The sequence below is a fragment of the Bacteroides sp. OM05-10AA genome (genome assembly GCF_003439055.1).
GTDB lineage: Bacteria > Bacteroidota > Bacteroidia > Bacteroidales > Bacteroidaceae > Bacteroides > Bacteroides intestinigallinarum.
This window is the reverse complement of record NZ_QSUR01000039.1, coordinates 14,143-30,390: the sequence shown is the minus strand read 5'-3', so window position 1 is coordinate 30,390 and position 16,248 is coordinate 14,143. Positions and strand designations below refer to the sequence as shown.

Genomic DNA, 16,248 nt, shown 5'->3' with positions numbered 1-16,248 from the left:
AATAGATTGTTATGAAAGGATTCTATACCATTTTGTTGCTGATCGTATCTAATGTCTTTATGACATTTGCTTGGTACGGGCATTTAAAGATGAAACAGGAGTACAGTTGGTTCGCAGCTCTTCCGCTGATCGGTGTGATTGCGTTCAGCTGGGCGATCGCCTTTTTTGAATATTCCTGTCAGATACCGGCCAATCGCATTGGCTTTATAGGTAATGGAGGCCCGTTTTCATTGATGCAACTAAAAGTCATTCAAGAGGTAATAACACTTGTTATTTTTACAGTGTTCACTACCATCTTCTTTAAAGGTGAAGCTTTACATTGGAATCATCTGGCTGCATTTGTCTGTCTGATTGCAGCAGTGTATTTCGTGTTTATGAAATAGATATTTGCCAATTGAATAGAGGTTCTGTTTTCTCAAGTAGAACCTCTATTTGTATAAAATATATATATTACGGAGTAGTTATGTATTTTTTCATTCCCTCCGTATAATAAGTCTTGAACTCTCCATTTTCTCCGCTATAGATAAAGTAGGCGTCAATCGTTGTATCCGCTTTGCAGAAAGCTTCCGCTTCTTCCAGTCCCATCACCATGAAGGCGGTGGCAAGGGCGTCGGCAGTCATACAGTCTTTGGCGATTACCGTAGAGGACAAGATATTGTGTTGTACCGGATAGCCAGTTCTAGGGTCAATCGTATGGGCGTATTTCTTCCCATCCTTATAATAATAATTACGATAGTTTCCGGAAGTAGCCAAGCCTAAATCTGTTATCTCAAGAATTGTCTGTAAGTCTTGGTTTACGGCCAGTGAATCGTCGATGGGTTTATTGATTCCAATGCGCCATAAGCCTTTGGAAGGATTTTTCCCTTTCACTACCACCTCGCCTCCTATATCTACCATATAGTTTTTTATTCCCTTACGGTCGAGCAGTTGTGCAATTACGTCTACCGAATACCCTTTGGCAACGGCACTACAACTTAACATGGTACGAGGATCCTGTTTGATAACTTTGCCGTTATCCATTTTCACTTTTTCATATCCGGTGATTTGTAACAGACTGTCTATCATTAATGAATCAGGAAAAGCACCTTTTTTGAAACCGAATCCCCAAGCATTGGCAAGAGGGGCCACTGTAATGTCGAAAGCACCCTTTGTCTCTCGGGAAATTTCCATCGAGCGATGGAAACATTTCTGGAAAAAACTATCAGTCACCAGCTCTTCATTGCGGTTGACGCGACTGATAACAGAACTGTCATTGAATGGAGATAAAGATTGGTCGAAGCGTTTCAGTTCAGCTTCTATTTCCGGTTTTAAATCACCATCATGCTGATAAGTAATCTTATATACTGTCCCAAACACTAAACCTTTGACACTGTAATAGTCAACTTGTTGATTATGTCTGACTAATATCCAGATAGTTGCCAAAATCAGGAAAGCCAGCCAAAGGAAACTTTTCTTTGTTTTCATACGCTCTTCTATTTGATGAGAAAACTCGTTTTATTGAAGAAATAAATGTTCAATTAATATCTTTAGTCCGATAATGACTAGAATGATACCTCCCCATAACTCTGCTTTCAGTTTTCGGGCGATGCCGCAGCCACATTGGATACCAAAGATCAGACCGATGAGTGACATGACAAATGAAACAAACCCGATGATGCTGATAGGAGGAAGGATTTCGGTATAGTCCTGAACTCCCAGAAAGGCAAAGGAAATGCCGATTGCCAATGCATCAATACTTGTGGCTATTGCCATGGTCAATACCACTTTCGGATTTGCCGGATTGAACAGTTTACAACATTCTTCTTCTTCTTTGAAAGATTCTAAAATCATTCGTCCGCCTAAGAAGGCAAGGATCGCGAAAGCAATCCAATGGTCTACACTTTCTATAAGATGACTGAATGTCTTTGCACACATCCATCCGATAAATGGCATGATTGCCTGAAAAAAGCCGAAAGCAAAAGCCATGACTAGCATGGGTTTCCATCGGGTACGTTTCAAAATAATACCGCTTGCAATTGAGACAGCGAAACAATCCATCGCCAGACCTATTGCAAGCAGCCAAATCTCTAGTCCTGTCATTGTATTCTAAAGAGGCAATTTATAAATAAGGGAATAAGTGATTCCCATGTTACTCGATTTAAATTTTCCGTAACCGGGCACGTACCATGGGTCTCCATATTCTCCGGTAGATGCTTTGGTTTTGTATTTCATACGTACTGACCACCCCATGTTGAAATTTTTGTAAATACGTACTTTGACGCCTAAAACGATTTCCAGCCATTGCACCGATCCTTTCATACCCAGATGACTGAATGGCACACTTCCTCCCCAATAATCGTCTTCCAAACTGGGGTTACCTATTACATCTCCCCAGATAGGATCATCTGCTGGCATCGTGGAAACATCATATTTAAATGAACTGAATGCATAGCGAAGTCCTGCATACAAGTAGCTGTTCTTCTCTTTTTTCTTTGCCATGGTGTTGTAGTCCACACCGATTCGGAAGAATGGGGCCATTTTGCTCTTATAGTGTATGCCTGTTTCGCTCCAGGTATCTGTTCCTCCCATACCAAACTCAATGGTAGGGATGAATTTATTCTTGAGGTTAACGGCTACGCTGACTTCAGAACTCATAAAGTCACCTCCCAGCAGCTTGCTTCCAATGCCATATAAATCCACACCGACATACGTACCATTGTAGAGCGGAATGGTATCTATCTCGGCAACCTCTTTTTTCTTCTGATCTCTTTTGGGCGTTTGCGCCGGACGTTGCTGTTGTGCCAGCAACGGAAGCCCAATGCAAAAGAGCAGAAGCAGACTAATTAGTCGTTTCATCAGGTGTGCGTTCTGGCCGATAATTATAGAATATCTGCAAGTTCTCGATTTCATTTGTATTGGCTTCTTTATTTTTTATATGAAGAGAATCTATCTGGTCCGGCTGCCCGTTGCCATAGGGAGGAGGGTTGCCCGGTCTTCCCGGTTTTCCAAATTTAGCGCTGATTATATTTTGTTTCATCATATAACCACATTCCATGGACTGGAAATAAGGAGTATTCTGTTGTACAATGTATAATGTGTCAACATCTTTTTCTCTACGTTTGGGATCGTATCTGAATATGAATACAGTAGTGTCACTTGTGTATCGTAGTGGCAACATCAGGGTATGCACATTCTTTTCATTGTTCAGGATGATAGAGTCGGTGCCCAATGCTGTGATTGTTAATGAATCAAGCGTGTCTTTTAATGCAATAGTAGGGTTATCCGGATTAATGGTATATATTGTGCAGTACATCATCGGACGTCCTGCCAATGAGCAATCGTTCTCATCCGAGCAGGCACTGTGTAAGCTGACTGCACCGCCAATGATAGTCAATATGAGAAAGATACGAATTAAATTCTTCATAGTCAGTTTATTGAATGTGAATCAAATTTTCTTTTCTATCTGATAGTTATTCCGTTCCGGTGCATTGCGCGAGATGAGTTCGCCAAGGAATCCGGCTAAGAATAATTGCGTACCTATAATCATTGCCGTAAGTGACAAATAGAAATAGGGAGAGTCGGTCACCAGTCGGTAGGGGAGACCGTTGTACATGGCATATAGTTTACTGGCACCTACGATGATGACAGAAATCATTCCGATCAGAAACATCAATGATCCCAACAGTCCGAAGAAATGCATCGGCTTGATGCCGAATCTGGAGAGGAACCAAAGAGAGAGTAAATCCAGATACCCGTTTACGAAACGGTTCAGTCCGAATTTTGTTGTGCCGTATTTACGTGCCTGGTGGTGTACCACCTTTTCACCGATTTTCTTGAATCCGGCGTTCTTTGCCAGATAAGGTATATAACGATGCATCTCACCGTACACTTCGATATGTTTTACGACCTCTTTGCGATAGGCTTTCAGTCCGCAGTTGAAGTCGTGCAGGTTTTTGATGCCTGATACTTTGCGGGCGGTAGCATTAAACAACTTGGTGGGCAGTGTCTTTGAAATAGGATCATATCTCTTTTGCTTCCAGCCGGATACCAGGTCGTAGCCATCCTTTGTAATCATCCGGTAAAGTTCGGGGATTTCGTCCGGACTATCTTGTAGGTCCGCATCCATCGTTATGACTACGTTTCCTTCCGCTTCAGCGAATCCGCAGTAGAGTGCAGGTGATTTACCGTAGTTACGGCGGAATTTGATACCTTTTACATGTTCCGATTGAGCTTTAAGCTTTTCGATCACTTCCCATGAATGGTCGGTACTTCCATCGTTAACGAAAATCACTTCGAATGAGAATCCGTTGGCTTGCATTACCCGTTCTATCCAAGCATAGAGTTCGGGTAGTGACTCTTCTTCATTGAATAATGGGATTACAACTGATATATCCATTTTTTAATTACTAATTACTTACGAATTACAAATTACGATTGAGACACTCCGTCATTTTCCGGTTTGGCCTTTTTCATTACCATCAATGCGGTGGGAATGGCCAGGATGCTTCCCCAAAATACATCCCATGACAATAGTTGCATGGTGATATTGATGGAAGTAAGTGAACGGGCGGTATCTATCGTTTCTTTTATAACTTCTTTGTTTTCTATCAGAGCCGGGGTGTTGGTCATCAGTTCGTCCCACAACTGGATGTAAGAGTTGATGATAAATCCATGATCGATGAATTGGAAATAGGCGTAGTGGGCCACAGCTACCAGTAGAGAAGCAAACATATACATAAATATGGTAAAGAGCATGGCATGCGAAAATTGGATACTTCCCCCGCAAATCTTATCCCGGTACATTTTCGCATAGTGATATCCGATGAAAGGTACGGATAATGTCAGGATTACAAATAAAAGCGAAAGGAAAGGTATGTGGAATCCCAGCGGAAATAATATGAACTTCAATATCCAGTAGATTCCCATATACGTGCCAAAATGCATGGCATATTTTTGTAAATAGCTTCTGTTCTCTGTCATCTTCATTTATAAATTGCGCACAAAGGTACAAATAATATCGGTTGGTAGGGGAAATCTGGTTGTTAAAGTTAATAAAGCAGAGGAAGTTGCTGTCTGAATATTTTTTTGCAATTTTAATTGCCTGAAATGTAGCCTGTTAGTCTTTTGTTAGTAAAAAAGTTGTCTGCAGCTATTGCAGAATACATAAAAATGTCTACCTTTGCAACCGCAAAACGGGTAAGTCCTATACGGCCAGCTCCCTTCGAATCCTCCAGGGCTTGATCGCAGCAAAGGTAGTTGGTTGTAGCGGCGCGATATAGATAGCTTACCCACCCGCCTCTTTAGCTCAGTTGGCCAGAGCACGTGATTTGTAATCTCGGGGTCGTTGGTTCGAATCCGACAAGAGGCTCAAAAAGGATATATAACAAATCCAAGAAAAAAGCATTCAGGTATTAGTCTGGATGCTTTTTTCTTTTTATACCTTTTATTAAGAGGGTAAACAATGTAAAAGAGGTGCGTCAAAAAAAGTTCTTGACACACCTCCTTTAGTTTTATAGGGATTCAGTTTTTACTTGATTCTTTTGTATCCATACACAGCCAAATCGCCCAATTCCTCTTCAATGCGGAGTAACTGATTGTATTTAGCCATACGGTCTGAGCGGCTTAAAGAACCTGTCTTGATCTGTCCGCTGTTAGTAGCTACTGCGATATCGGCGATAGTAGCATCTTCTGTTTCACCCGAACGGTGAGAAGTAACAGTAGTGTATCCATGGCGGTGAGCCATTTCGATAGCGTTCAGTGTTTCTGTCAGCGAACCGATTTGGTTTACTTTAATCAGGATAGAGTTGGCACAGCCTTTTTCGATACCCATTGCAAGGAAATCTACGTTGGTTACGAACAAGTCGTCACCTACCAGCTGGCAACGGTTGCCGATGCGTTCGGTCAGCTTTTTCCAGCCTTCCCAATCGTTTTCGTTCATACCGTCTTCGATAGAGTCGATAGGGAATTTGTTGATTAGTTCTTCCAGGTAGTCAACTTGTTCTGCGGAAGTACGTTTCTTACCTTTTTTACCTTCAAACTTGGTATAATCGTAAATACCATCGTGGTAGAATTCGGAAGAAGCACAGTCCATACCGATCATAACGTCTTTGCCCGGTTCGTATCCTGCTGCTTTGATAGCGGCCAGAATAGAATTCAAAGCATCTTCCGTACCTTCGAGGTTAGGTGCGAAACCACCTTCATCACCTACAGCAGTGCTAAGGCCACGGTCTTTCAAGACTTTCTTTAAAGCGTGGAATACTTCAGCACCCATGCGCAGACCTTCTCTGAAAGAAGGAGCACCTACGGGGCGGATCATAAATTCCTGGAATGCGATCGGAGCATCGCTATGTGAACCACCGTTGATGATGTTCATCATCGGTACAGGCATTACATACGTATTTGTTCCACCGATATAGCGGTATAGAGGAAGGTCCAGATAGTTGGCAGCAGCTTTAGCTACGGCAAGAGATACGCCGAGAATAGCGTTAGCACCTAAATTCGATTTAGTCTTAGTGCCGTCCAATGCCAGCATTGCGTAGTCGATACCTCTCTGATTGAGTGAAGACATACCAATCAGCTTCGGAGCGATGATTTTATTTACATTATCAACCGCTTTTTGTACTCCTTTTCCACCATAGCGCTGTTTGTCACCATCGCGAAGTTCCAATGCTTCGTGTTCACCTGTGGAAGCACCTGATGGCACAGATGCACGTCCCATAATGCCGGATTCCAATACTACGTCAACTTCTACTGTGGGGTTACCTCTTGAATCGAGAATTTCTCGAGCTACAATTTTTTCAATTTTCATCGTTTCTATTGTTTTTGAATAAGATTTCTGCAAAAGTACGGACTTGACGGGGAGTGAGAAATCACTATAAATAGGTATTCTTTTTATGTCTATTCCCTATATGTCGTTAGTCCGACCTTATACTATAACAACGGGACGATGCTTTTTGTTTGAGTGCGGCGGGGTGAATTTGCAGGATTTTAATCTTCGATAATAACCCCTAACAGTGGAAGCAAATCCATTGCTTGCAGGGAAGTGATGACAGCCCCTTTCAGATCGCTGATGTTAAGCGTGATTCCGCTGATACGGGAAGTGCGCAAATCTATTCCGCGAAGCGGAGCGTGTGAAAAATCGGCTTCTACGAGATCGCAACTCTCAAATGCGACGGATGAAAAACGGCAGTCGTTCAGACTTCCGTTGCGGAGCTGGCTGTGTGCAAAACGTACCTGGTTCATTTTACTCATAGCCAGATTGATATAACCTGCGTTGCAGTCATGCAGCAAGACGTGATTCATTGTTGTTTCCGATAAATTGGTACCCAATAGTTTGCAGGAAATGAATTCTACCCGGTAGAGCGAACTTTCAGCGAAAGAAATGTTGGATAAGTCGCAGTTCTCAAACCTGACATCGGTCAGTTGGGAGGAACGGAATTTACATTCGCTGAATGTCTGATGCTGAAAGGTGCAGTTTTTGAAACTTTTATAAGATTTGTCGATGCCTTCTTCTTTTCCTTTGCAGAATAAAAGATGAGAGACTGTTTCTTCTCTGTCGAGCCATTCCTGTAGGGTAGTAGTACTGACTTCCTGCTCTTCCATCATGGGAGGAACAACGCGGACGGGTTTGGTTGGGTTTCTTTTAATCATGCCGTAAAGGTAGGATTTATATTCGAATTATTAAATCTGTTTTCCCACATATCCGCCGGCTAACGTTGCGGCTAATCCTATTCCTATACTTAATAATGTATATAGAACAAATGCTCCGTAAAATTCTCCTTTCAGCAGACCTACGCCGTCACTGGAGAAAGTAGAGAACGTTGTGAAACCTCCACATAAACCCGTTGTCAGAAACAAACGGACCTCGAACGGAAGGTGGAATCGCTCTGAAAGGGCATAGAACAGACCGATGAGAAAACTGCCGAGAAGATTGACCGTGAAAGTGGCCCATGGAAAATGATAAGGGACGATTCGTTCGTGCATTAATAACTGGATGAAATAACGCAGTGCACTACCGGTTCCTCCACCGATAAAGATATAGATAACTTCTTTACTCATTTTTGATTGAAAGATTGATATTATTTGTAGACGGCTTCAAAATCCTTTTCGAATTGTTGGAAGCCTCCGGGATAAACAAGGTTGATTTGTTCTGAAACGGTTGACGGATCATTTTTGTTTTGCAGAACGGATATGAACTTTTTGAATATCTCGCGGGGAACGCTCTCTATCCAGAAGGTGACAAGCGCATGCGAAAGGATATAAGAGTATTGTTCGTCCGTCATTTGCTGTTTCATAAATTTGCCCTGGCTGCTATTTAAAAATGTAGGAAGGTTTACTTCTCCCAGCATATACATCGTCCGGACTCTCCCTTGTTCGTATTCGGTAAATGTGTGGCGGATTCCTTTTTTGTGAATGGTGCAATGTTCGAAGTACTCCGACAGTCCTTCGTTAAGCCAGCTTGGAGGACGCTTGCCGAGAATCTGCGAAACGAAATGATGACTCAGTTCGTGATAGATGATGGCAAGACTTCTCTCACGTCCATTCTCCCGTCCTAAGATGACTGCCTTTTGTAGCTTAGGTGAGTATGCACCGCTTGCCTTGATAGGTAGAGACACATTGATACTTTCTAAGTAATCGATTGCTTCTCTTCTATTTTCAAAAACATATAGTTGAAGGCTAAGCGTATCGGGCAGTCCGAATTGTGAATAGAAATCAACCTCATGTTGAAGAAACTGTTCTATCTTCTTCCGGTCTTTGTCGGGAAGCGGGTCACCGCCATATTCCACTTTTACGGTTTGGGCATGAAGCAAACCGCAGAAAAAGAAGACCGGGAAGAAAAGTAAAAATATGCGCATGATACATCTATTATTTCAGGTTGTGTAGCTTCATATATTTCTTTTTATCACGTTTACTCATGTCCTGCATGATAAGGTCATGGTCGGTCACAGCCTGATAGATGGTTTTCTCTTCCGGTTTCACATCTCCTTCAGTTGTGCGGAATACAGGAATAAAGTGGGAGTAAGGGTATCCGGATGATAATCCTCCTTTGAACTTATTTTCATCCAGAAAAAAGAAGGAGATGGCAGCACCTGTGGGGTCTGCCTTTCCTATGGCTTGTCCAACTTGTACTTCTTCGCCCGGTTCGATAAAATTCTCGTTCATCACCAGATAGGCTGCAAAAGTTTGATCGGGATGATAGATGAGCAGCTGTTGCGGGTTGGTGGTTTTACAGGCTATTCCGCTGCGGGTGGCGTAGATTGTATCACCTTGCTTGATGTGAAAATTCAAGGTCTTGAATGGTTCACGCGGATCGGTTTTCCAGGCTGTCTTTTGATTGTTTTTTACGGGTAAAGCATAAGGAGTCTGAATATTGAAATCTTTAGGAAACTTGCCCCGGTAGAACGTATAAGAAGAGGCACTTTTAAACGGATTGTCTACCTGTGCGTTCTTTTCTATTTTAAATATAGTGTTTTTTCCGTTACTTAAATTGTAGGAACGGTCGTTGGCACGATACAGATAATAGTCGCAATAGTCTTCATTGTAGTAATTGAGTTCGGTAGCTCCTTGGGCATTTTTTTCCCATTTTGACTCGATGATACCGTATGGACGTTCCAGCAGTTTACGTAAAGACTGCGCGGAAGTGTAGCTGGCGGACAATGTGAAAATCAATAGAGCGATCAATTTAAGGTGCTGTGCCATATTCTAAATAGTAAAATGTTTATTGATATAGTTGGGATAATACGTTGCAAATATAGAAAGATTATGTAATATGTGTCTTTAATCCTTTTAAATTCTTCACCATAGACACTATATTTTTTCTAGCTTTTGTATTTGTTATCTGCTTTATATTTAAATGTTTATCCCGTTTCAACTTCTATATTCGTCTATATTTTCTTTATAAAGAAAAACACCTCTATTGTTTCCTGTCTATCTTTGCCATACGATTATTAACTAACTCATTTATATCATGAAGAACATGAAAATAGGAACTGCAATATGGGTCTGCCTGTTGCTCTCTTTTTTCTTCGGCACATCAGCAAAGGCCGAAAGTATCACTTCTCCTGACGGACAATTAAAACTTAATTTCTCTGTCAACACGCAAGGAGAACCGGTGTATGAACTCTCTTATAAAGGAAAAGAGGTGATTAAACCTTCGAAACTGGGACTGGAATTGAAAAATGATCCCGGACTGATGAATGGATTCACTCTGGCCGATATTAAAACTTCTGCTTTTGATGAAACATGGGAACCGGTGTGGGGAGAGGTGAAATCAATCCGCAACCATTATAATGAAATGGCTGTTACCCTGAATCAAAAGGCGCAAGATCGTAATCTGATTATTTGTTTTCGTCTTTATAATGATGGCTTGGGGTTCCGTTATGAGTTCCCGCAGCAAAAGAATCTGAATTACTTCGTTATAAAAGAAGAACATTCGCAGTTTGCTATGGCCGGCGACCATAAGGCATTCTGGATTCCAGGCGATTATGATACGCAAGAATATGACTATACCGAATCCAAGCTTTCAGAGATTCGCGGATTGTTGCAGGGGGCAATTACTCCAAATGCTTCTCAAACTCCTTTTTCACCAACAGGTGTGCAGACATCTTTGCAAATGAAGACAGCCGACGGATTGTATATCAATCTGCATGAAGCGGCTTTGGTTGATTATTCTTGTATGCATCTGAACCTTGACGATCAGAATCTGATTTTTGAATCTTGGCTGACTCCTGATGCGAAAGGAGATAAAGGTTATATGCAAACGCCTTGCCGTTCACCCTGGCGCACGGTGATTGTCAGTGATGATGCTCGTGATATTCTGGCTTCCAAATTGACTTTGAACTTGAATGAACCTTGTGCCTATGAAGATGTTTCCTGGATTAAGCCGGTGAAATACATCGGTGTGTGGTGGGAAATGATTACCGGAAAAAGTTCCTGGTCGTACACGGATGATGTTTATTCTGTGAAACTGGGACAGACGGATTATTCCAAAACAAAACCGAGCGGGCGTCATGCGGCCAATAATGACAAAGTGAAGCGTTACATTGACTTTGCTTCGGAACATGGGTTCGACCAGATCTTAGTGGAAGGCTGGAATGAAGGCTGGGAAGACTGGTTCGGAAATTCGAAGGATTATGTCTTTGATTTCGTAACTCCGTATCCTGATTTTGACGTGAAGATGCTCAATGCGTATGCAAAGGAAAAAGGAGTGAAGCTGATGATGCATCACGAGACTTCCGCTTCTGTACGTAACTACGAGCGTCATCTTGATAAAGCCTATCAGTTTATGATAGATAACGGATACAATGCTGTGAAGAGCGGGTATGTAGGTAATATTATTCCGCGTGGAGAACATCATTACGGACAGTGGATGAACAATCATTATTTATATGCGGTAGAAAAAGCGGCCGAATATAAGATCTGTGTAAATGCTCACGAAGCAACCCGTCCGACAGGATTATGTCGCACATATCCGAATCTGATCGGTAATGAATCGGCTCGTGGCACGGAATATGAAGCCTTTGCAGGGAATAAGCCGTTCCATACCACCTTGCTTCCTTTCACTCGTCAGATTGGTGGACCGATGGATTATACACCGGGTATCTTTGATACAAAACTTTCTTTCTTGTCAGGCGACCACAGTTTTGTACGTACAACTTTGGCAAAACAGTTGGCACTTTATGTAACGATGTACAGTCCTTTGCAAATGGCAGCCGACCTTCCGGAGAGTTACGAACGTCACATGGATGCATTTCAATTTATCAAGGATGTAGCCGTTGATTGGGATGACAGTAAGTATCTGGAAGCGGAACCGGGAGATTATATTACCGTAGCACGTAAGGCAAAAGGTACTGATAACTGGTTTGTAGGTGGTATCACCGATGAGAATCCCCGTACTTCTGCTTTTACACTTGATTTTCTCGAACCGGGAAAACAATATGTAGCCACTCTTTATGCTGACGGAAAGGAGGCGGATTTTGAAAAGAATCCTACTTCTTACCAGATAAAAAAAGGACTGGTAACAAACAAGAATAAGATGTCTGTGAAGCTGGCACGCAGCGGAGGATTTGCAGTAAGTCTGATTGAAGCAACTCCCGCTGACTTGAAAACGATCAAGAAATGGAAATAAGATTCTGGTAAAAAGATTGTTTACGGATTCCCTGCTTTTTAATAAATATTAGTTGTGCTTCGCAAAGAAAACTAAAACTTTGCGGAGCGCTTTTTTTATAGGACGGATTCTTTTTTGTACTTTTGCGCCATCTTTTTTAAAACATCATCAATAAAGAGAACAACATGGGAGGTTTTTTCGGAACAGTCTCGAAAACTAGCTGCGTGACTGATTTATTCTACGGCACAGATTATAACTCACATCTGGGTACCAAGCGAGGAGGACTCGCAACATATAGTGAGGAAAAAGGTTTTATACGCTCCATTCACAATTTGGAAAGTACTTATTTCCGAACCAAGTTTGAAGGAGAACTGGACAAATTCAAAGGAAACGCCGGCATCGGCATCATTAGCGACACAGACGCACAACCTATCATCATCAATTCTCACCTCGGGCGCTTCGCCATTGTCACAGTCGCTAAAATAGTCAATATCCAGGAATTGGAAGAAGAACTTCTCAGTCAAAACATGCACTTCGCCGAACTTAGTTCGAGCAACACCAACCAGACGGAACTTATCGCATTACTTATTATACAAGGCAGAACTTTTGTGGAAGGTATCGAAAATGTGTTTAAGCACATTAAGGGTTCTTGTTCGATGTTGCTTTTGACGGAAGACGGAAGTATCATCGCGGCACGTGACTGGTGGGGACGTACTCCGGTGGTGATTGGAAAGAGAGACGGTGCTTATGCTGCAACGAGTGAGTCGTCCAGTTTCCCGAATCTGGATTATGAGATTGAGAAATATTTAGGTCCCGGTGAGATTGTTCGTATGTATGACGATCATGTTGACCAGCTTCGCAAGCCCAATGAGGATATGCAGATCTGCTCGTTTTTGTGGGTATACTACGGTTTCCCGACTTCTTGTTATGAAGGAAAGAATGTAGAGGAAGTGCGTTTCACTAGCGGATTGAAAATGGGACAGACGGATGAATCGGAAGTGGATTGTGCTTGCGGTATTCCTGATTCGGGAGTGGGTATGGCTTTAGGATATGCCGAAGGAAAGGGAGTTCCTTACCATCGTGCTATTTCAAAATATACACCGACATGGCCTCGTAGCTTTACTCCGAGCAATCAGGAGATGCGTTCGCTTGTTGCTAAGATGAAGTTGATTCCAAACCGTGCCATGCTGCAAAATAAACGTTTGTTGTTCTGTGACGATTCAATCGTGCGGGGAACTCAATTGCGTGACAATGTGAAGATTCTGTATGATTACGGAGCAAAGGAGGTGCACATGCGTATCGCTTGTCCGCCATTGATTTATGCTTGTCCGTTTGTTGGTTTTTCGGCTTCTAAAAATGCATTGGAGTTGATTACCCGTCGTATTATCAAGGAACTGGAAGGGGATGAGAATAAGAACCTGGAGAAATATGCTACTACCGGTTCTCCGGAATACGATAAGATGGTTAGCATTATTGCCGAGCGTTTCGGTCTCAGTTCATTGAAGTTTAATACGCTGGAAACGCTGATTGAGGCTATCGGATTACCTAAATGCAAGGTTTGTACACATTGCTTTGATGGTAGCAGCCATTTTTAAAGTAGTCAAATAGGATATTTAAGTATCCGGATAAAAGTATACAATAAAAAAGAGCCGTGAATTGCTTTGTAATTCACGGCTCTTTTTTTACCTTTACGGCACTATAAACTATCAATTTGTAAATTGTAATTAGTAACTTGTAATTAAAACAATATGACTTTAGTAGACAGATTTTTAAAGTATGTAAGCTTCGATACACAATCTGATGAATCGACAGGGCTTACTCCAAGTACTCCGAAGCAGATGGTTTTTGCTGAATACTTGAAAAAAGAGTTGGAATCTTTGGGATTGGAAGATATTACTTTGGATGAGCATGGCTATCTTTTTGCTACACTTCCTGCCAATATAAATAAAGAAGTACCCACTATCGGGTTTATTGCCCACATGGATACAAGTCCTGATATGACGGGTAAAGATGTCACTCCGCGCATTGTGGAAAAGTATGACGGTTCGGATATTGTGCTTTGTGCTGAAGAGAATGTAGTCCTTTCTCCGTCACAATTTCCGGAATTGCTGGATCATAAGGGAGAAGACTTGATTGTGACCAATGGAAAGACGTTGCTTGGTGCTGACGATAAAGCCGGGATTGCGGAAATTGTATCTGCAATGGTGTATCTGAAGGAACATCCGGAAATCAAGCACGGAAAAATCCGTATCGGCTTCAATCCGGACGAAGAAATTGGTGAAGGTGCTCATAAATTTGATGTAGAGAAATTCGGTTGCGAATGGGGATATACGATGGATGGAGGTGAAGTAGGGGAGTTGGAATTTGAGAACTTCAATGCTGCCGCTGCTAAAATTACCTTTAAAGGGCGTAATGTGCATCCGGGATATGCCAAGAATAAGATGATTAACTCAATCTATCTTGCCAATCAATTTATCACATTGCTTCCCTCGCAAGAAAGACCGGAGCACACGACCGGTTACGAAGGATTTTATCATTTAATCGGTATTCAGGGGGATGTGGAGCAAAGCACTGTATCTTATATCATCCGCGATCATGACCGTGCGAAATTTGAGAATCGTAAAAAAGAGATGGAACGCCTGGTTGCTCAAATGAATGCTGAACATGGAGCAGGTACTGCAACTCTCGAACTGCGCGACCAGTATTATAATATGCGTGAGAAGATAGAACCGGTAATGCATATCATCGATACCGCTTTTGCTGCGATGGAAGCTGTGGGTGTGAAACCGAATGTAAAACCGATTCGTGGAGGTACGGATGGTGCGCAGCTTTCTTTTAAGGGATTGCCTTGTCCGAATATCTTTGCCGGTGGTCTGAATTTTCACGGTCGTTACGAATTTGTGCCTATCCAGAATATGGAGAAAGCAATGAAAGTGATCGTAAAAATAGCAGAACTGGTGGCTTCCAAATAAAAAGACGGTAAGCTCCGGTAATACTTAATACCTGATACTTAATACTTAAAACTTAATACTTTAAAATAATGAAAACCACTCCGTTTACAGAGAAACATATAGCACTTGGTGCTAAAATGCACGAGTTTGCAGGTTATAATATGCCTATTGAATACTCCGGTATCATTGATGAACACATAACTGTTTGTCAAGGTGTCGGTGTATTTGATGTATCGCACATGGGAGAATTTTGGGTGAAAGGACCGCAAGCGTTGGCCTTTCTGCAGAAAATAACATCCAACAATGTGGCGGCACTGGCTCCGGGTAAAATACAATATACTTGTTTTCCGAATGAGGATGGGGGTATTGTAGATGATTTGCTGGTTTATCAGTATGAACCGGAAAAATACATGTTGGTGGTGAATGCTTCCAATATGGAAAAAGACTGGAACTGGTGTGTTTCTCACAATACGGAGGGAGCCGAGTTGGAAAATTCGTCGGATAACATAGCTCAACTTGCTATACAGGGTCCGAAGGCTATTTCGGTTCTGCAAAAGTTGACGGATATTGATCTTGCTACTATTCCTTATTATACATTTAAGGTTGGAACGTTTGCAAGTGAAGAGAATGTGATTATCTCCAATACGGGTTATACCGGTGCGGGAGGTTTTGAGCTTTATTTCTATCCGTCTGCTGCTGATTCTATATGGAAGGCTATTTTTGAGGCTGGTGAAGAGTATGGCATTAAACCTATTGGTTTGGGTGCCCGTGATACGCTCCGGTTGGAAATGGGCTTCTGTCTGTATGGCAATGATCTGGATGATACGACTTCTCCGATAGAAGCCGGATTGGGATGGATCACTAAGTTTGTGGAGGGCAAGGATTTTGTCAACCGTCCGATGCTGGAAAAACAGAAAGCGGAAGGTGTTACCCGTAAACTGGTTGGCTTTGAAATGGTTGATCGCGGAATTCCCCGTCATGGCTATGAACTGGTGAATGATGAAGGCGAGAAAGTGGGAGTGGTGACCTCCGGTACGATGTCGCCTACCCGTAAGATTGGTATCGGTATGGGATATGTGAAACCGGAATATAGTAAGGTGGGTACGGAAATCTGTATCGATATGCGTGGTCGGAAATTGAAAGCTGTAGTAGTGAAACCACCTTTTAGAAAGTAAAAAATAAGCTTGTTATTGTGTATAGCCCCGGATAAGT

Annotated in this window: 16 protein-coding genes and 1 tRNA gene; 6 read left to right on the top strand and 11 right to left on the bottom strand. The window is 42.1% G+C overall.

Annotated elements, in window-relative coordinates; genetic code table 11:
• Positions 1–11: 11 nt before the first annotated feature.
• Complete coding sequence (locus DXB58_RS22965; RefSeq protein ID WP_004304892.1) at positions 12–383, top strand: DMT family protein; 372 nt, start codon at positions 12–14, stop codon at positions 381–383.
• A 67-nt stretch (positions 384–450) separates the two neighbouring features.
• Here DXB58_RS22965 and DXB58_RS22960 read toward each other — a convergent pair whose 3' ends face one another.
• The 6 genes from DXB58_RS22960 to DXB58_RS22935 are packed head-to-tail and all read right to left on the bottom strand — an operon-like array spanning position 451 to position 4,965.
• Entirely contained in the window at positions 451–1,464 is a 1,014-nt protein-coding gene (locus DXB58_RS22960) for an FAD:protein FMN transferase (RefSeq protein ID WP_122138378.1), read from the bottom strand.
• Between the two features lie 30 nt (positions 1,465–1,494).
• Positions 1,495–2,079 (bottom strand): manganese efflux pump MntP family protein, encoded by a 585-nt coding sequence (locus tag DXB58_RS22955; RefSeq protein WP_122138377.1) that lies wholly within the window; start codon positions 2,077–2,079, stop codon positions 1,495–1,497.
• Positions 2,080–2,085: 6 nt separating this feature from the next.
• Positions 2,086–2,835 (bottom strand): DUF6048 family protein, encoded by a 750-nt coding sequence (locus DXB58_RS22950; RefSeq protein WP_199488011.1) that lies wholly within the window; start codon positions 2,833–2,835, stop codon positions 2,086–2,088.
• Positions 2,819–3,403: a DUF6452 family protein gene (locus tag DXB58_RS22945; protein ID WP_004302040.1), complete on the bottom strand. Its 585-nt coding sequence runs from the start codon at positions 3,401–3,403 to the stop codon at positions 2,819–2,821. The genes DXB58_RS22950 and DXB58_RS22945 overlap by 17 nt, the downstream gene beginning before the upstream one ends.
• Before the next feature lie 21 nt (positions 3,404–3,424).
• Complete coding sequence (locus DXB58_RS22940) at positions 3,425–4,375, bottom strand: glycosyltransferase family 2 protein (protein ID WP_004302041.1); 951 nt, start codon at positions 4,373–4,375, stop codon at positions 3,425–3,427.
• Between the two features lie 32 nt (positions 4,376–4,407).
• The gene (locus DXB58_RS22935; RefSeq protein ID WP_015532571.1) at positions 4,408–4,965 is read right to left on the bottom strand and encodes a DUF4199 domain-containing protein; all 558 of its coding nucleotides are present in this window, start codon (positions 4,963–4,965) and stop codon (positions 4,408–4,410) included.
• 308 nt (positions 4,966–5,273) lie between these two features.
• Between DXB58_RS22935 and DXB58_RS22925 the strand changes: the two genes are divergently transcribed.
• Positions 5,274–5,347, top strand: a tRNA-Thr gene (locus DXB58_RS22925).
• A gap of 159 nt (positions 5,348–5,506) precedes the next feature.
• Here the strand turns inward: DXB58_RS22925 and eno are convergent.
• The 5 genes from eno to DXB58_RS22900 all read right to left on the bottom strand — a co-directional run bounded on the left by eno (position 5,507) and on the right by DXB58_RS22900 (position 9,678).
• The gene (gene eno, locus DXB58_RS22920; protein ID WP_122138376.1) at positions 5,507–6,787 is read right to left on the bottom strand and encodes a phosphopyruvate hydratase; all 1,281 of its coding nucleotides are present in this window, start codon (positions 6,785–6,787) and stop codon (positions 5,507–5,509) included.
• Between the two features lie 179 nt (positions 6,788–6,966).
• Positions 6,967–7,629 (bottom strand): pentapeptide repeat-containing protein, encoded by a 663-nt coding sequence (locus tag DXB58_RS22915; RefSeq protein WP_009000687.1) that lies wholly within the window; start codon positions 7,627–7,629, stop codon positions 6,967–6,969.
• 30 nt (positions 7,630–7,659) lie between these two features.
• Positions 7,660–8,037 carry a fluoride efflux transporter CrcB gene (crcB, locus tag DXB58_RS22910; protein ID WP_004309778.1) on the bottom strand — a complete coding sequence of 126 codons (378 nt, stop codon included), beginning with the start codon at positions 8,035–8,037 and terminating at the stop codon, positions 7,660–7,662.
• A 20-nt stretch (positions 8,038–8,057) separates the two neighbouring features.
• Complete coding sequence (locus DXB58_RS22905; protein WP_122138375.1) at positions 8,058–8,834, bottom strand: hypothetical protein; 777 nt, start codon at positions 8,832–8,834, stop codon at positions 8,058–8,060.
• A gap of 10 nt (positions 8,835–8,844) precedes the next feature.
• The gene (locus DXB58_RS22900; RefSeq protein WP_122138374.1) at positions 8,845–9,678 is read right to left on the bottom strand and encodes a peptidoglycan DD-metalloendopeptidase family protein; all 834 of its coding nucleotides are present in this window, start codon (positions 9,676–9,678) and stop codon (positions 8,845–8,847) included.
• A gap of 268 nt (positions 9,679–9,946) precedes the next feature.
• Between DXB58_RS22900 and DXB58_RS22895 the strand changes: the two genes are divergently transcribed.
• The 4 genes from DXB58_RS22895 (at position 9,947) to gcvT (ending at position 16,211) form a co-directional block, all read left to right on the top strand.
• Complete coding sequence (locus DXB58_RS22895) at positions 9,947–12,106, top strand: glycoside hydrolase family 97 protein (RefSeq protein ID WP_122138373.1); 2,160 nt, start codon at positions 9,947–9,949, stop codon at positions 12,104–12,106.
• 164 nt (positions 12,107–12,270) lie between these two features.
• Positions 12,271–13,680 carry an amidophosphoribosyltransferase gene (locus tag DXB58_RS22890; RefSeq protein WP_122138372.1) on the top strand — a complete coding sequence of 470 codons (1,410 nt, stop codon included), beginning with the start codon at positions 12,271–12,273 and terminating at the stop codon, positions 13,678–13,680.
• A gap of 153 nt (positions 13,681–13,833) precedes the next feature.
• On the top strand, positions 13,834–15,057 hold the full coding sequence (gene pepT, locus DXB58_RS22885) for a peptidase T (RefSeq protein ID WP_117931896.1): 1,224 nt from the start codon (positions 13,834–13,836) through the stop codon (positions 15,055–15,057).
• A gap of 68 nt (positions 15,058–15,125) precedes the next feature.
• Entirely contained in the window at positions 15,126–16,211 is a 1,086-nt protein-coding gene (gene gcvT / locus DXB58_RS22880) for a glycine cleavage system aminomethyltransferase GcvT (RefSeq protein WP_004302054.1), read from the top strand.
• Positions 16,212–16,248: the final 37 nt, after the last annotated feature.

Excerpts from the sequence above, each read along its gene's own strand:
- DXB58_RS22965 (WP_004304892.1), top strand. The coding sequence starts at position 12 with ATGAAAGGATTCTATACCATTTTGTTGCTGATCGTATCTAATGTCTTT.
- DXB58_RS22960 (WP_122138378.1), bottom strand. The coding sequence starts at position 1,464 with ATGAAAACAAAGAAAAGTTTCCTTTGGCTGGCTTTCCTGATTTTGGCA.
- DXB58_RS22955 (WP_122138377.1), bottom strand. The coding sequence starts at position 2,079 with ATGACAGGACTAGAGATTTGGCTGCTTGCAATAGGTCTGGCGATGGAT.
- DXB58_RS22950 (WP_199488011.1), bottom strand. The coding sequence starts at position 2,835 with ATGAAACGACTAATTAGTCTGCTTCTGCTCTTTTGCATTGGGCTTCCG.
- DXB58_RS22945 (WP_004302040.1), bottom strand. The coding sequence starts at position 3,403 with ATGAAGAATTTAATTCGTATCTTTCTCATATTGACTATCATTGGCGGT.
- DXB58_RS22940 (WP_004302041.1), bottom strand. The coding sequence starts at position 4,375 with ATGGATATATCAGTTGTAATCCCATTATTCAATGAAGAAGAGTCACTA.
- DXB58_RS22935 (WP_015532571.1), bottom strand. The coding sequence starts at position 4,965 with ATGAAGATGACAGAGAACAGAAGCTATTTACAAAAATATGCCATGCAT.
- eno (WP_122138376.1), bottom strand. The coding sequence starts at position 6,787 with ATGAAAATTGAAAAAATTGTAGCTCGAGAAATTCTCGATTCAAGAGGT.
- DXB58_RS22915 (WP_009000687.1), bottom strand. The coding sequence starts at position 7,629 with ATGATTAAAAGAAACCCAACCAAACCCGTCCGCGTTGTTCCTCCCATG.
- crcB (WP_004309778.1), bottom strand. The coding sequence starts at position 8,037 with ATGAGTAAAGAAGTTATCTATATCTTTATCGGTGGAGGAACCGGTAGT.
- DXB58_RS22905 (WP_122138375.1), bottom strand. The coding sequence starts at position 8,834 with ATGCGCATATTTTTACTTTTCTTCCCGGTCTTCTTTTTCTGCGGTTTG.
- DXB58_RS22900 (WP_122138374.1), bottom strand. The coding sequence starts at position 9,678 with ATGGCACAGCACCTTAAATTGATCGCTCTATTGATTTTCACATTGTCC.
- DXB58_RS22895 (WP_122138373.1), top strand. The coding sequence starts at position 9,947 with ATGAAGAACATGAAAATAGGAACTGCAATATGGGTCTGCCTGTTGCTC.
- DXB58_RS22890 (WP_122138372.1), top strand. The coding sequence starts at position 12,271 with ATGGGAGGTTTTTTCGGAACAGTCTCGAAAACTAGCTGCGTGACTGAT.
- pepT (WP_117931896.1), top strand. The coding sequence starts at position 13,834 with ATGACTTTAGTAGACAGATTTTTAAAGTATGTAAGCTTCGATACACAA.
- gcvT (WP_004302054.1), top strand. The coding sequence starts at position 15,126 with ATGAAAACCACTCCGTTTACAGAGAAACATATAGCACTTGGTGCTAAA.